The 14,375-nt window shown below is 63.2% G+C and carries 12 protein-coding genes; 7 read left to right on the forward strand and 5 right to left on the reverse strand.

The window, feature by feature from the left end:
• Positions 1-7: 7 nt before the first annotated feature.
• Positions 8-508 carry a hypothetical protein gene (locus PSELUDRAFT_RS02030; protein ID WP_231895283.1) on the forward strand — a complete coding sequence of 167 codons (501 nt, stop codon included), beginning with the start codon at positions 8-10 and terminating at the stop codon, positions 506-508.
• A 65-nt stretch (positions 509-573) separates the two neighbouring features.
• Here the strand turns inward: PSELUDRAFT_RS02030 and aceK are convergent, their stop codons facing one another.
• Entirely contained in the window at positions 574-2,340 is a 1,767-nt protein-coding gene (gene aceK / locus PSELUDRAFT_RS02035) for a bifunctional isocitrate dehydrogenase kinase/phosphatase (protein ID WP_088965273.1), read from the reverse strand.
• 55 nt (positions 2,341-2,395) lie between these two features.
• Positions 2,396-3,073 (reverse strand): pseudouridine synthase, encoded by a 678-nt coding sequence (locus PSELUDRAFT_RS02040; RefSeq protein ID WP_088965274.1) that lies wholly within the window; start codon positions 3,071-3,073, stop codon positions 2,396-2,398.
• 478 nt (positions 3,074-3,551) lie between these two features.
• Here PSELUDRAFT_RS02040 and PSELUDRAFT_RS02045 point away from each other — a divergent pair, with 478 nt between their 5' ends.
• Both PSELUDRAFT_RS02045 and icd read left to right on the forward strand, forming a co-directional pair.
• Positions 3,552-5,789 carry an NADP-dependent isocitrate dehydrogenase gene (locus tag PSELUDRAFT_RS02045; protein ID WP_088965275.1) on the forward strand — a complete coding sequence of 746 codons (2,238 nt, stop codon included), beginning with the start codon at positions 3,552-3,554 and terminating at the stop codon, positions 5,787-5,789.
• 256 nt (positions 5,790-6,045) lie between these two features.
• Complete coding sequence (icd, locus tag PSELUDRAFT_RS02050; RefSeq protein WP_088965276.1) at positions 6,046-7,290, forward strand: NADP-dependent isocitrate dehydrogenase; 1,245 nt, start codon at positions 6,046-6,048, stop codon at positions 7,288-7,290.
• A 77-nt stretch (positions 7,291-7,367) separates the two neighbouring features.
• On the opposite strand, the gene PSELUDRAFT_RS02055 is transcribed toward icd, so the two are convergent.
• Complete coding sequence (locus PSELUDRAFT_RS02055) at positions 7,368-8,255, reverse strand: LysR family transcriptional regulator (RefSeq protein WP_088965277.1); 888 nt, start codon at positions 8,253-8,255, stop codon at positions 7,368-7,370.
• Between the two features lie 94 nt (positions 8,256-8,349).
• Between PSELUDRAFT_RS02055 and mdtH the strand changes: the two genes are divergently transcribed.
• Positions 8,350-9,549: a multidrug efflux MFS transporter MdtH gene (gene mdtH, locus PSELUDRAFT_RS02060; protein ID WP_088965278.1), complete on the forward strand. Its 1,200-nt coding sequence runs from the start codon at positions 8,350-8,352 to the stop codon at positions 9,547-9,549.
• Positions 9,550-9,621: 72 nt separating this feature from the next.
• Here the strand turns inward: mdtH and PSELUDRAFT_RS02065 are convergent, their stop codons facing one another.
• Positions 9,622-9,825: a cold-shock protein gene (locus PSELUDRAFT_RS02065; protein ID WP_088965279.1), complete on the reverse strand. Its 204-nt coding sequence runs from the start codon at positions 9,823-9,825 to the stop codon at positions 9,622-9,624.
• A gap of 230 nt (positions 9,826-10,055) precedes the next feature.
• On the opposite strand from PSELUDRAFT_RS02065, the gene clpS reads away from it, so the two are divergent.
• From clpS to PSELUDRAFT_RS02080, 3 genes are all read left to right on the forward strand, one after another.
• Positions 10,056-10,364, forward strand: a complete 309-nt coding sequence (clpS, locus tag PSELUDRAFT_RS02070; RefSeq protein ID WP_157724984.1) for an ATP-dependent Clp protease adapter ClpS — start codon at positions 10,056-10,058, stop codon at positions 10,362-10,364.
• Positions 10,364-12,646, forward strand: coding sequence for an ATP-dependent Clp protease ATP-binding subunit ClpA (gene clpA / locus PSELUDRAFT_RS02075; protein ID WP_088965280.1), 2,283 nt, complete (start codon positions 10,364-10,366; stop codon positions 12,644-12,646). The genes clpS and clpA overlap by 1 nt, the downstream gene beginning before the upstream one ends.
• 204 nt (positions 12,647-12,850) lie before the next feature.
• The gene (locus tag PSELUDRAFT_RS02080; RefSeq protein ID WP_197693923.1) at positions 12,851-13,375 is read left to right on the forward strand and encodes a hypothetical protein; all 525 of its coding nucleotides are present in this window, start codon (positions 12,851-12,853) and stop codon (positions 13,373-13,375) included.
• A 30-nt stretch (positions 13,376-13,405) separates the two neighbouring features.
• On the opposite strand, the gene xerD is transcribed toward PSELUDRAFT_RS02080, so the two are convergent.
• On the reverse strand, positions 13,406-14,296 hold the full coding sequence (gene xerD, locus PSELUDRAFT_RS02085; protein WP_088965282.1) for a site-specific tyrosine recombinase XerD: 891 nt from the start codon (positions 14,294-14,296) through the stop codon (positions 13,406-13,408).
• Between the last annotated feature and the right edge of the window lie 79 nt (positions 14,297-14,375).

The raw sequence follows: 14,375 nt of genomic DNA on the forward strand, positions 1-14,375 counted from the left end.
GTGTTATTTGATAGCCATTTCCTACAATGGATTTATTGCCATCGACCCCAAGGAAAGGAGACAGACAGATATGCATGCAGAAGGTAACGCCGTAGTTTCCGCGTTGGCGCGCCTGTTTGGCGCCGCCAACGGTGGCGAAGCCCTCCCGCTGTCAGGCATCCGTGAACGGGCCAGCAAGGAGTTGTCGCAACTGGCCAGTTTGGTAAAGGAAGGACTGGACGCTCGTGGTATCACCATCCCGCCTGCCATCAGCCTGATCAGTTGTCCGGGCTGTCAGTTGATCGTGCAAGGCGACCATCCACAACGCGAGGCCATTCAGGCCCTGCTGGCAGACGATCAACGTATTGCCAAGTACTTCAAGGAGGTAGAGGTACTGTTTGAAGTGGTTCGCGCGGCAGAAAATGCCGGCGAGGTGTTTCCGGAAGACAGCTGTTTCCATGTCGGCCTGACCAGTGCCGGCGCCGTGGCGTATTTTGACGACCACCGCTGCACGCCTACACCGGCGTAGTCAGCACCAGCAAGTAACAACGGGAGGCATGCCTCCCGTTTTTCATGCCTGCGGCCAACCCTTGCTCAGCCAGCCGGCGCCTCGGGCGCGTAGCGCTGGCTGAAGCGCATCTCCACCGGGTAGGGGTAGAAATCCTCGATGAAGCCTGCGCGGATGCGCTGCTGCTTGTGCTGCCAGAATGCCGCATCCAGCAGCTCGCGGTGGTACTTGAGGAACACGCGCCGCACCAGCGGGTCGCCCAGCAGGAAGGTGCCGAACTCCTCCGGGAACACGTCGCCGCGCGCCACCGGGTACCACACCTCGCCGGACATCTCCATTTCCGGGTTCGGCGCCGGCGGAATGCGGCGGAAGTGACAATCGGTCATGTACTCGATTTCGTCGTAGTCGTAGAAAATCACCCGCCCGTAGCGCGTCACGCCGAAGTTCTTGAACAGCATGTCGCCGGGGAAGATGTTGGCCGCAGCCAGATCCTTGATGGCATCGCCGTACTCGCGCACCACCCGCTCCTTCTCCGCCTCGTCGCAGCTCATCAGGTACAGGTTCAGGGGCTTCATGCGCCGCTCGATATACAGGTGGCGGATGACGATGCTGTCCTCGCCCTCCTCGATGCTGCTGGTGGCCAGGCGGCGCAATTCGTCCAGCAGCTCGTCGGTGAAGCGCGCCTTGGGAAAGGCCACGTTGGAGAACTCCAGCGTGTCGGCCATGCGGCCAACCCTGTCGTGGCGCTTCACCAGCTGGTACTTGGCCTTCACCGTGGCGCGGTCCACTTCCTTGGGGCCGCCGAACACGTCCTTGATCAGCTTGAACACATAGGGGTAGGACGGCAGGGTGAACACCAGCATCACCAGGCCGCGTATGCCCGGCGCCACCATGAACTGGTCGCCGGAATGCTGCAGATGCTGCATGAAGTCGCGGTAGAAGGTGTTCTTGCCCTGCTTCTGCAGCCCCAGCATGGTGTACAGCTCGGCCTTGGTCTTGGTGGGCAGCATGGAGCGCAGGAACTGCACATAACCGGACGGCACTTCCATATCGGCCATGAAGTAGGCGCGGCTGAAGGAAAACAGCACGCCGATGCGCCACGGCTCCAGCAGGATGGTGTCCAGGTACAGCCGGCCGTCGGCATCGTGCAGCACCGGCAGCGCGAACGGGTACAGCTGCCCGCCGTTCACCACCTTGCCGAAGATGTAGGCGGTCTTGTTACGGTAGAAGGCACTGGACAGCAGCTGGATCTGGAAGTTGGCCTCGGCTTGCGGCCAACGTTTGGCAAAGTGCTCGTCCACTGCGCGGATCACCCGCGCCAGGTCGCGCGACAGGTTGGCGAACGGCAGCCGCCAGCCGAAGTCGCCCACGATGCGGCGCAGCGCTCGGCGCAGGCCGCCCTGTGCCGGGTAGTAGCTGCGGTAGGACGGCGGGTCGGATTCGATGTACTCGGTGGAGATCGCCGGGCGGATGAAGATGAAATCGTTGTTGAAGTAGTCGCGGTGCAGGATGCGGGTGAACACCGAGTTGAAGAAGGTCTCGGCCAGCTCCGGCTGCTTGTGGTTGGTCAGCAGGCCGATGAAGTACAGTTTGGCCTGCTGCCAGATTTCGTCGTCCAGCAGGTCGGCGTGGAACTCGGTCTGCAGCCGCTGCACCGTCTCGTGCACCCGCTCGTCGTAGAACTGGATGCGGTCGCGCACCAGCTTCTGCACGCCCTGCCAGTCGGCCTCCTCGAACAGCTGCTTGGCCTGCTGGCTGACGGCGCGGAACAGCCGGTAGTGGCGGTCGAAGCCGTCCACCAGTGCCTGGGCGATCTCGCGTGCAACGGGGTTGTAGTACTCGGGGATCTGCATCGTAGCACCTCGCTAGCGCCCGCAGCAGCGGTGGGGAGGGATAACGGCTGTAACCTTATTTTTTCTTGGCAAAACGGAAGCGCGGCGCCGGGGTGGACGCGGCTTTCGGCGCGGCCTGCGGTTTGTGCTCTTTCCGTGCCGGCGCCTGCGCGGCGGGCTTGGCAAAGCGTGGGCGCGGCAGGTCGGCCAGCGACACCTCGATGCTGCGCATCATGCCCGGCTGCAGGTCGTCCAGCCGCCACGGGCCTATCGCCACGCGCACCAGGCGCAGCGTGGGCAGGCCCACCTTGGCGGTCATGCGCCGCACCTGGCGGTTCTTGCCTTCGCTGATGATGATCTCCAGCCAGCCGTCCGGCACCGTCTTGCGAAAGCGCACCGGCGGCTTGCGCTCCCACAGTGCCGGCGGTTCCGGCAGCAGGCGCACCTCTGCCGGCTGGGTAACGAAATCCCCCAGGTCCACGCCGTTGCGCAACGCCTGCAGCTGCTCCTCGCGCGGCGTGCCCTCCACCTGCACCCAGTAGGTCTTGGGCTGCTTCCAGCGCGGGTCGCTGATGCGGTGCTGCAGCTCGCCATCGCCGGTAAGCAGCAGCAGGCCCTCGCTGTCGGTATCCAGCCGGCCGGCCGGGTAGACACCAGCCAGCGGCACGCAGGATTTCAGCGTGGGGTGCAGCGGGTGCTCGGAAAACTGGCAGATCACGCCATAGGGTTTGTTGAGCAGAATCAGTTCAGACATGGCAGCGCACGGCGAAAATCTCGATGCTGCGCATGATAGCAAGCCGGGCCGGCCAAGGTCACACCATGCGGCCAACCCTTGTGCCGCGGCGCTGCCACGCATGACGCCAGCAGGCGCAAAAACAATTCAAACGATCGTTTGCGAACATCAAAACTAGCAAGCAGCCGCTTTGCTTCGGATGTGTGGCATGAAACGTCGCTTCAGCGCGACATAATTCATATTCGAACAAGCGTCTATCTTGAAAACGACAGGAAAGTTCGAAACTGCTGCAAACAGCCAGCCCCTGACGGGGTATAATTCGCTTCTGAAAAGTCGCCCGAGAGTCACCGGGCTGCCAGCCCCCTGGCGCCGCCACCAACGGCAGCAGCAAGCCCGCCTTTCCAAAGTCTTTCCCCGCGTCGACACGGGTTGTCGTCCAGTACAGCATGCCCCCCGTGCCATCGTTATGTCGTCACAAGATAATCATGGAGATAGCGTAATGCCTTCGGAACAGCCGACCATCATCTACACCCTCACCGACGAAGCCCCCGCGCTGGCAACCAGTGCCTTCCTGCCGGTAATCCGCACCTTTACCAACGCCGCCGGCATCCAGATCGACACTGCCGATATCTCCGTGGCCGCCCGCGTACTGGCTGAATTCCCGGAAAACCTGACCGACGCACAGAAAGTACCGGACACCCTGGGTGAACTGGGCCGCCTGACCCAGAACCCGGACACCAACATCATCAAGCTGCCGAACATCAGCGCCTCCGTATCCCAGCTGATGGCCTGCATCAAGGAACTGCAGTCCAAGGGTTTCGACATCCCCGACTACCCGGAAAACCCGAGCAGCGACGAAGAAAAAGCCATCAAGACCCGCTACGCCAAGTGCCTGGGCTCTGCCGTAAACCCGGTGCTGCGCGAGGGCAACTCCGACCGCCGCGCACCGCTGGCGGTAAAGAACTACGCCAAGAAGCACCCGCACTCCATGGGTGAATGGAAGCAGTGGTCGCAGACTCATGTCTCCCACATGCACCACGGCGACTTCTACCACGGCGAAAAGTCCATGACCCTGGACCGCGCCCGTGACGTGAAGATGGAGCTGACCACCAACGGTGGCGAGAAGATCGTGCTGAAGTCGAAGGTAGCGCTGCTGGACGGCGAGATCATCGACTCCATGTTCATGAGCAAGAAGGCGCTGTGCGACTTCTACGAGCGCGAAATGGAAGACTGCCGCCAGTCCGGCATCCTGTTCTCGCTGCACGTGAAGGCCACCATGATGAAGGTGTCGCACCCCATCGTGTTCGGCCACTGCGTGAAGATCTACTACAAGGAAGCCTTCGAGAAGCACGGCAAGCTGTTCGAGGAACTGGGTGTCAACGTCAACAACGGCATGGCCACCCTGTACGAGAAGATCGAAACCCTGCCGGCCTCCAAGCGCGAAGAGATCATCCGCGACCTGCACGCCTGCCAGGAACACCGCCCGCGCCTGGCGATGGTGGACTCCGCCAAGGGCATCACCAACTTCCACTCGCCGAACGACGTGATCGTGGATGCCTCCATGCCGGCAATGATCCGCAACGGCGGCAAGATGTGGGGCGCCGACGGCAAGCCGTACGACAGCAAGGCGGTCATGCCGGAATCCACCTTTGCCCGCATTTACCAGGAGATGATCAACTTCTGCAAATGGCACGGCAACTTCGACCCGCGCACCATGGGCACCGTGCCGAACGTCGGCCTGATGGCGCAGAAGGCCGAAGAATACGGCTCCCACGACAAGACCTTCGAGATCCCGGCAGACGGCGTGGCCAACATCGTTGACCTGGCCACCGGCGAAGTGCTGCTGTCGCAGAACGTGGAAGCCGGCGACATCTGGCGCATGTGCCAGGTGAAGGACGCGCCGATCCGCGACTGGGTGAAGCTGGCCGTGACCCGCGCCCGCAACTCCGGCATGCCGGCAGTGTTCTGGCTGGACCCGTACCGCCCGCACGAAAACGAGCTGATCAAGAAGGTGCAGAAGTACCTGAAGGATTACGACACCAGCGGTCTGGAAATCCACATCATGTCGCAGGTTCGCGCCATGCGTTACACCCTGGAGCGCGTAGCCCGCGGCCTGGACACCATCTCGGTAACCGGTAACATCCTGCGCGACTACCTGACCGACCTGTTCCCGATCATGGAACTGGGCACCTCGGCCAAGATGTTGTCCATCGTGCCGCTGATGGCCGGTGGCGGCATGTACGAAACCGGTGCCGGCGGTTCTGCACCGAAGCACGTGCAGCAGCTGCTGGAAGAGAACCACCTGCGCTGGGATTCGCTGGGCGAATTCCTGGCCCTGGCGGTGAGCCTGGAAGAGCTGGGCATCAAGACCGGCAACGGCAAGGCCAAACTGCTGGCCAAGACCCTGGACGAAGCCACCGGCAAACTGCTGGACAACGACAAGTCCCCGTCGCGCCGCACCGGCGAGCTGGATAACCGTGGCAGCCAGTTCTACCTGTCCATGTACTGGGCACAGGCTCTGGCCGCACAGACTGAAGATGCCGCCCTGGCAGCCCAGTTCGCCCCGCTGGCCAAGACCCTTACCGACAACGAGCAGCAGATCATCGCCGAGCTCAAGGCAGTACAGGGCCAGCCGGCCGACATCGGCGGCTACTACCTGGCCGATGCCGACAAGTGCAATGCGGTAATGCGCCCGAGCGCCACCTTCAACGCTGCACTGGCCGCCGCACTGGCCTAAGCAGCACCCGCTTCATCACACCAAACGCCAGGGTTCGCCCTGGCGTTTTTTTATTGCCTGTCACCCAGGCTTGCTGCCGGTCATGTTTTGCCCGCCAGCTGCCCGGCTAGAATGAAGCGGCGTGGTGCGAAACAGGCAACAAACATTCCGGTGCGGCCAACCTTGAGCTAACAATAACAAGCAGGGAGCCCGCGAGACGGGCCGGGAGCGGCGCCGGACAGTGCCACGCCCATGGTCAACACAGAAGGAGCAATTGATGAGCGCATCCCAAATCAAGGTACCGGCGGGCGGACAGAAAATCATTCCGGGCCAGCCGATTCCGAACAACCCGATCATTCCGTTCATCGAAGGGGACGGCATCGGCATCGACATCACCCCGGTGATGATCAAGGTCATCGACGCCGCGGTGCAGAAAGCCTACGGCGGCGAGAAGAAAATCCACTGGATGGAAGTGTACGCCGGCGAGAAATCCACCCGCCTGTACGGCCCGGACGAATGGCTGCCGCGAGAAACCTTCGATGCGCTGAAGGAATACTCGGTATCCATCAAGGGCCCGATGACCACGCCGGTGGGCGGCGGCATCCGCTCGCTGAACGTGGCGCTGCGCCAGGAGCTGGACCTGTACCAGTGCGTGCGCCCGGTGCAGTACTTCCAGGGCGTGCCCTCACCGCTCAAGCAGCCGGAACTGGTGAACATGGTGATCTTCCGCGAGAACACCGAGGACATCTACGCCGGCATCGAATGGGCGGCGCAGTCCGAAGCCGCGAAGAAGGTGATCAAGTTCCTGCAGGACGAGATGGGCGTGAAGAAGATGCGCTTCCCTGACACCTCCGGCATCGGCATCAAGCCGGTGTCCATCGAGGGCACCCAGCGCCTGGTGCGCGCCGCCATCCGCTACGCGGTGGACAACGATCGCCGCTCGGTGACCATCGTGCACAAGGGCAACATCATGAAGTTCACCGAGGGCCTGTTCCGCGATGTGGCGTACAAGCTGGCGCAAGAAGAGTTCGGCGCCCAGCCCATCGACGGCGGCCCGTGGTGCAAGTTTGCAAACCCGAAAACCGGCCGCGAGATCATCGTCAAGGACGCCATTGCCGACGCCTTCCTGCAGCAGATCCTGCTGCGCCCGGCCGAGTACGACGTGGTGGCCACGCTGAACCTGAACGGCGACTACATCTCCGACGCGCTGGCAGCGCAGGTGGGCGGCATCGGCATCGCCCCGGGGGCCAATATCTCCGACCAGTACGCCTGCTTCGAAGCCACCCACGGCACCGCGCCCAAGTACGCCGGCCAGGACAAGGTGAACCCGGGCTCGCTGATCCTCTCCGCCGAGATGATGCTGCGCCACCTGGGCTGGAAGGAAGCCGCCGACCTGGTGATCCACTCGATGGAAGCCGCCATTGCCGACAAGCAGGTGACCTATGACTTTGCCCGCCTGATGGACGGCGCCACCGAGATCAGCTGCTCCGCCTTTGGCGATGCCATGATCGCGCGGATGTAAACCGCCCCGCTGCAAACGACAAGGCCCGCGCTGCGGGCCTTGTGCTTTTCCGCCATGCGGCCAACGTTGGCCGCAAGCTAGGCCCAGTCCGGCGCCATCGCCCGCACCGTGTCCAGCACCTGCTGCTTGGGCGCATCCGGCCGCTTGCCGGCGCGCCAGGCCATCATCACCTCCCACTGCCACAAGGGCAGATCGCTGAGCTGCAACTTCACCAGCCGCCCCTCGCGCAGATCGCGCTTTACCGCCACCTCCGGCGAGAAAGTCAGGAAGCCGTGCTCCATCGCCAGCTCGCGCGCCGCGCTGGCCGGCTGGATGGCGTGCAGCGGCCAGCTGACAGTGCGGTACGGCCGCAACAGCGCCAGCAGCTCGTCGCAGCCATCACCCCAGAATTGCGGCGCCAGCCGCTGATTGGCCACCTCGGCCAGCGTCAGCGTACCGGCGCGCGCCAGCGGGTGGCGCTTGCTCACCACCGGCACGATGGGCGAGCGCCAGATGCGCTCCATCTGGATGCCGGCCATCGGCGGGCACTTCAACACGAAGCCCACCTCAGCGGCACCGGTGAGCAGGCGCTCCATGATGGCCGGCGAGTGGTCGGTACTGCAGCGGATCTCGAACGGCGCCTCGGCCAGCGCCAGCAGCACCGGGCCGAAGATTACCGACGCCAGCGATGGCAGACAGGCCAGCGTCACCCGCGGCAGCGCCGGCGCACCCTGCACCGCCTTGCGGCCCTCGTCCAGTGCCGCCAGCGCGGCACGCGCGGCCGGCAGGAAGGCCTGGCAGGCGGCCGTGGCCACCGCACCGCGGCGGTGACGCAGGAACAGCTGGGTGCCCACCTCCGTCTCCAGCGCGGCGATGCGCTGGCTCACCTGCGGCTGCGACCAGCCACGGCGGGCGGCCGCCTGGCTGAAACTGCCGCAGGCCACGATATCCAGCAGCAGCGCTAGATCATCTATCGAAATAGCCATAAGCGAAACCAATAGGAAATATTCACGGTTAGCGGCTTCAATGATAGCTGCAGCGCCGTGACAATAGGGCACCAACTCAGGGCATGGAACCATCATGGCACGCATGGCACAGGCTCGGCGCCTGGGGCGCTACTTCATTTTCTTCGACACCGCGCTGGTGGTATTCGGCTTTTTCACGGTGTTTCCGCTGATCAGCCTGCACTTCGTCGACCAGCTGGGCTGGGCCGCCACCGCAGTGGGGCTGGCGCTGGCCATCCGCCAGCTGATGCAGCAGGGGCTGGGGCTGCTGGGCGGCTCGCTGGCCGACCGCTACGGCGCGCGGCCGCTGATCGTCGGCGGCATGCTGTTGCGCGCCGCCGGCTTCGCCACCATGGCGGAAGCCGACAGCGCCGCCATGCTGGTATTTTCCTGCGTGCTGTCCGGCCTGGGCGGCACGCTGTTCGATCCGCCGCGCGCGGCGCTGGTGATCAAGCTGACCCGCCCGGCCGAGCGCAGCCGCTTCTACACCCTGCTGATGATGATAGAAAGCGCCGCCGGCGTGGCCGGCGCCATGATCGGCTCCTGGCTGCTGCACTTCGATTTCCACTGGGTAGGCATGGGCGGCTGCGCGATCTTCGTACTGGCCGCTGCGGCCAACCTGTGGCTGCTGCCGCCCTACCGCGTGGCTACCCGCCGCGCCTCGCCACTGGCCTCGATACGTACCGTGCTGGCCGACAAGCGCTATATGCGGCTGGTGCTGACGCTCAGCGGCTACTACGCGCTGGGGGTGCAGATCATGCTGCTGGTGCCGGTGGTGCTCAAGCAGCTCAGCGGCAGCAACCAGGCAGTGGGCTGGATGTACGCGCTGGAGACCACGCTGTCGCTTACCCTGCTCTACCCGCTGGCACGCCTCGGCGAGCGCCACGCCAGCAGCGCCACCCGCATCCTGTGCGGCATCGGCCTGATGTGCGCCAGCCTGCTGCTGATGAGCCAGGTACGCAGCGCGCTGCCGGCCTTCGTGATCCTGGCGCTGTTCTACATCGGCTCGCTGATCACCGAGCCGGCGCGCGAAACACTGCTGGCCAGCATGGCGGTGGCGGAGGCCCGTGCCGGCTACACCGGCACCAGCCGCCTGGGGCTGGCGGTGGGCGGCGCCGCAGGCTATCTGGGCGGCGGCTGGCTGCTGGACATCTCGCGCGCCAACAATGCGCCAGCGCTGCCATGGCTAGTGCTCACCGCCGTCGGTGTCGTCACCCTGCTGGCGCTGCAGCGCCAGCTATACCCGCGGCGCCAGCGCGGCTGGCAGCCGGCCTGAGGCCGGGAAACGCCGGGCGCAAAAAAACCCCGCATCCTGTGGATGCGGGGTTTTTCATTCCGATCGCGTAAATTACGCTTTCTGGATGTTGGATGCCTGCTTGCCTTTCGGGCCTTGCACCACATCGAAGCTTACGCGCTGGCCTTCGGCCAGGGATTTGAAGCCTTGCACATTGATCGCGGAGAAATGTGCAAACAGATCTTCACCACCTTCGTCCGGGGTGATGAAACCAAAACCTTTAGCGTCGTTGAACCACTTAACGATACCAGTTGCCATGAGCCTATGAACCTCAATGTAGACAAAGCAGGCTGGTGAGGCCTGCAAGTTGTTTAGGAGCTTGCGCGTTGCTGCATATACAGTAATGTTTGCATCACAACGGCACACCGCTTGCATTTCTACGCTTTGCGTGTGACATCGTCAAGACGGCACTATACAAAGCGGCGGCCCTTGAAAAAGCTACCGCCCGAACCAAAATTGAATTGAGCGCGAATTCGCAGAAGGTTCCCATGTCTACGCAGTACAAGGAAGATGTCGTTACAGAGGCCGCCAAGACCAAGGCGAATCCGCCGCCTCTGTATAAGGTCTTGTTGTTAAACGATGATTTTACACCGATGGACTTTGTGGTCGAAGTGCTGCAACACTTCTTCCATATGAACGCGGAAAAGGCCACCCGCGTCATGTTGCAGGTCCACAATGAAGGCCGAGGTCTTTGTGGCGTTTACACCAAAGACATTGCTGCCACCAAAGTTGCACAAGTTTTGCAGCACGCACAGACGCACCAGCACCCCTTGCAGTGTGTCATGGAGGAAAACTGATGATTGCCCAGGAACTGGAAGTAAGCCTGCACATGGCGTTCATGGATGCACGGCGCAAGCGGCATGAATTCATCAGCGTGGAGCACCTGCTCTTGGCGATGACCGACAACCCGTCTGCGGCCGAAGTCCTGCGTGCCTGCGGTGCCAATATCGACCAGCTGAAGAAACAGCTGACCGATTTCATCGACGAACATACCCCGACCGTACCGGGCGACACGGATGTGGAAACCCAACCCACGCTGGGCTTCCAGCGCGTGATCCAGCGCGCCATCCTGCACGTACAGTCGTCGGGCAAGAAGGAAGTCACCGGTGCCAACATCCTGGTCGCCATCTTCGGCGAAAAGGATTCGCATGCGGTGTACTACCTGCATCAGCAAGGCATCTCCCGCCTGGACGTGGTGAACTTCATTTCCCACGGCATCACCAAGCAAAGCTCCAAGCCGTCGCCCAACAGCGGCAGCCAGGATCACCACGACAGTGGCGAAGGTGAAGGGGAAGACGGTGGCAGCTCGCCAGGCGGCGCGCTGGAAAACTACACCCTGAACCTGAACCAGCAGGCGCGTGACGGCAAGATCGACCCGCTGATCGGCCGCGAGCACGAGGTGGAGCGCGTGATCCAGATCCTGTGTCGCCGCCGCAAGAACAACCCGCTGCTGGTGGGTGAGGCCGGCGTGGGCAAGACCGCCATCGCCGAAGGCCTGGCACGCCGCATCGTGGCCGGCGAAGTGCCGGAGGTGCTGACCCGCGCCACCGTGTACTCGCTGGACATGGGCGCGCTGCTGGCCGGCACCAAGTACCGCGGCGATTTCGAGCAGCGCCTGAAACAGGTGATCAAGCAGCTGGCGGAAGACAGCCACGCCATCCTGTTCATCGACGAGATTCACACCCTGATCGGGGCCGGCGCGGCTTCCGGCGGCACACTGGATGCGTCCAACCTGCTGAAGCCGGCGCTGTCCAACGGCGGCCTGCGCTGCATCGGTGCCACCACCTACGGCGAGTACCGCGGCATCTTCGAAAAAGACAGCGCGCTGTCGCGCCGCTTCCAGAAGATCGACGTGCCCGAACCGTCGGTGGAGCAGACCATCGAAATCCTGAAGGGACTGAAGAGCCGTTTCGAAGCGCACCACGGCGTGAAATACACGCTGGCGGCACTGTCCACCGCGGCAGAACTGTCGGCACGCTACATCAACGACCGTCACCTGCCGGACAAGGCCATCGACGTGATCGACGAAGCCGGCGCGGCGCAGAAGATCCTGCCCAAGTCGCGGCAGAAGAAGGTGATCAGCAAGGGCGAGATCGAAGACATCATCGCCAAGATCGCGCGCATTCCGGCCAAGACCATTTCCAGCGATGACCGCAACGTGCTGAAGAATCTGGATCGCGACCTGAAGAGCGTGGTGTTCGGCCAGGACAAGGCCATCGAGGCGTTGGCCGCAGCCATCAAGATGTCACGCTCCGGCCTTGGCAACCCGCAGAAGCCGATCGGCTCCTTCCTGTTCTCCGGCCCGACCGGAGTGGGCAAGACCGAGGTGGCCAAGCAGCTGGCCTACTTCCTGGGCGTGGAGCTGATCCGCTTTGATATGTCCGAGTACATGGAACGCCATGCGGTATCGCGGCTGATCGGCGCCCCGCCGGGCTACGTGGGCTTCGAGCAGGGCGGCCTGCTCACCGAGCAGATCAACAAGCACCCGTACGCAGTGTTGCTGCTGGACGAGATCGAGAAGGCGCATCCGGACATCTTCAACGTGCTGCTGCAGGTGATGGATCACGGTACGCTGACCGACAACAACGGCCGCAAGGCGGACTTCCGCAACGTGGTGATCATCATGACCACCAACGCCGGCGCCGAGTCGCTGTCCAAGGCCGCCATCGGCTTTACCAGCAGCAAGCAGACCGGCGACGAGATGGCCGACATCAAGCGCCTGTTCAGCCCGGAATTCCGCAACCGGCTGGATGCCACCATCCCGTTCCGCATGCTGGACGAGGTGATCATCCTGCAGGTGGTGGACAAGTTCCTGATGCAGCTGGAGCAGCAGCTGTCGGACAAGAAGGTGGAAATCCACTTCAGCGACAAGCTGCGCGAGCACCTGGCGAAGAAGGGCTTCGACCCGCTGATGGGCGCCCGCCCGATGGCGCGCCTGATCCAGGACACCATCCGCAAGGCGCTGGCCGACGAACTGCTGTTCGGCAAGCTGGCACATGGCGGCGAGGTGAGCGTGGATCTGGACGACGAGGGCAAGGTGGCTCTGAGCTTTGGCGAACTGGCCGAGGCTGCGGTGTAAGCCTGCAGCTCCTCATGCACAACGCCCCGCACTGCGGGGCGTTTTTCATTCCCGATCCACAACATCAGCCACACTCCCCTTTATAGATTGGCGACCTTGCACTGCTCGCCAACGACATCCATGCAAAATGAAGGTGACAGGACACTTGCACTCCACATAATGGGTTGGTGCTTTTTGCACCCTGTCTAATAAGAGGAGAACCTGATGAAGAAACATGTCCAGCTGCTCGCCCTGCTACTCGGGCTCGCCTGTGCTACGGCCCAGGCCGAAGAGCCCCGCAAGATCGCGTTTGTCGATACCGGCAACACCGGCCGCAGTCTGACAGCCGAGTCCATCGCCAACGCGCTGATCGCACAGAAAAACCTGAAGATCGCGGTGATCTCCCGCGCCGTGGACATGGACCCGTTCGATGCGCGCCCGGAGGCGAATGCCGCCGCCCTGCTGCAACAGCGCGGCATCGATGTCCGCAGCCACGTTGCCACCCAGCTCAGCAGCAACGACGTGCGCCATGCGGACCTCATCCTGACCATGACCGCCAAGCACAAAGCCAAGGTGCTGGAGCAATTCCCGGAAGCGAAAGCGAAAACCTACACGCTGGCGGAATATGCCAGCAGTGAAAACCGCGATATCGCTGATGCCTGGGGCAAACCGATGGCGGTGTACGAAGACATGTTCAAGCAGATGGACCAACTGGTGCCTGCTGCCCTGGATAAATCCATCGCGAAATAAGCATTACCCACCACCCGGGCGGGCACGCCATCAACCCCTTGGGTGGTGGGCGGCGTGCAGCGCCTGCAGCCGCTCGCGGGCAACATGGGTGTAGATCTGGGTGGTGGACAGGCTGGCGTGGCCCAGCAGCAGCTGCACCACGCGCAGGTCGGCACCGTGGTTCACCAGGTGGGTGGCGAAGGCATGGCGCAGCGTGTGCGGCGACAGCGGCGGGATGCCGGCCTCGCGCCCGTACTTGACGATGAGATGCCAGGCCATCTGCCGCGTCATCGCCTGCTTGCGGTTGCTGACGAACAGGTCCTCGCTGCGCGCCGCGCCCATGATCAGCGGCCGGCTTTCCGCCAGGTAGCGCCGCAGCCAGTCCTCGGCTACTTCGCCCAGCGGCACCAGCCGCTCCTTGTTACCCTTGCCGACAATGCGCACATAGCCCTCGCCCAGATGCAGCTGCGGCAGGGTCAGCCCCACCAGCTCGCTGACACGCAGCCCGGTGGCGTACAGCGTCTCCATCAACGCCCGGTCGCGCAGCCCCAGCGTGCTGTCCACATCCGGTGCCGCCAGTAGCGCCTCGACATGATTTTCCGACAGCGCGCCGGGCAGGCGCAGGCCCAGCCGCGGCGCCTGCAGGTGCACGGTAGGGTCGTCGTCGCGCAGCTTCTGCTGGCACAGGTAGTGGTAGAAGCGGCGCGCGGCGGACAGCCGGCGGGCACGGGTGCTGGGCTGGTCGGTATCGATCAGCTGCAGCATCACCTGCTCCAGCGCCGGCATGTCGGCACTGTCCAGGTTATGGCCATACGGCGCCAGCAGTTGCTCCAGCCGCGTCAGGTCGCGGCGGTAGGCTGCCAGGGTATTGGCCGACAGGTTGTCGGCCAGCCATAACGTGTCGAGAAAATTGTCCAGGTGCAGCGATGCGGCAAGCGTCATGGGATGCGGCCAACCCAGGCAAAATTAGATGGGCAAGAAAAAAGCGCCGGCAAATGCCAGCGCTCTCAGGGTACGACAA

Source organism: Vogesella sp. LIG4, from assembly GCF_900090205.1.
Taxonomy (GTDB): Bacteria; Pseudomonadota; Gammaproteobacteria; order Burkholderiales; family Chromobacteriaceae; genus Vogesella.

What these genes read in the sequence shown, in the direction of transcription:
- PSELUDRAFT_RS02045 (WP_088965275.1), top strand. Translation starts at nt 3,552, where the DNA reads ATGCCTTCGGAACAGCCGACCATCATCTACACCCTCACCGACGAAGCC.
- icd (WP_088965276.1), top strand. Translation starts at nt 6,046, where the DNA reads ATGAGCGCATCCCAAATCAAGGTACCGGCGGGCGGACAGAAAATCATT.
- aceK (WP_088965273.1), bottom strand. Translation starts at nt 2,340, where the DNA reads ATGCAGATCCCCGAGTACTACAACCCCGTTGCACGCGAGATCGCCCAG.
- xerD (WP_088965282.1), bottom strand. Translation starts at nt 14,296, where the DNA reads ATGACGCTTGCCGCATCGCTGCACCTGGACAATTTTCTCGACACGTTA.
- clpS (WP_157724984.1), top strand. Translation starts at nt 10,056, where the DNA reads ATGTCTACGCAGTACAAGGAAGATGTCGTTACAGAGGCCGCCAAGACC.
- mdtH (WP_088965278.1), top strand. Translation starts at nt 8,350, where the DNA reads ATGGCACGCATGGCACAGGCTCGGCGCCTGGGGCGCTACTTCATTTTC.
- PSELUDRAFT_RS02055 (WP_088965277.1), bottom strand. Translation starts at nt 8,255, where the DNA reads ATGGCTATTTCGATAGATGATCTAGCGCTGCTGCTGGATATCGTGGCC.
- PSELUDRAFT_RS02065 (WP_088965279.1), bottom strand. Translation starts at nt 9,825, where the DNA reads ATGGCAACTGGTATCGTTAAGTGGTTCAACGACGCTAAAGGTTTTGGT.
- PSELUDRAFT_RS02040 (WP_088965274.1), bottom strand. Translation starts at nt 3,073, where the DNA reads ATGTCTGAACTGATTCTGCTCAACAAACCCTATGGCGTGATCTGCCAG.
- PSELUDRAFT_RS02080 (WP_197693923.1), top strand. Translation starts at nt 12,851, where the DNA reads ATGAAGAAACATGTCCAGCTGCTCGCCCTGCTACTCGGGCTCGCCTGT.
- clpA (WP_088965280.1), top strand. Translation starts at nt 10,364, where the DNA reads ATGATTGCCCAGGAACTGGAAGTAAGCCTGCACATGGCGTTCATGGAT.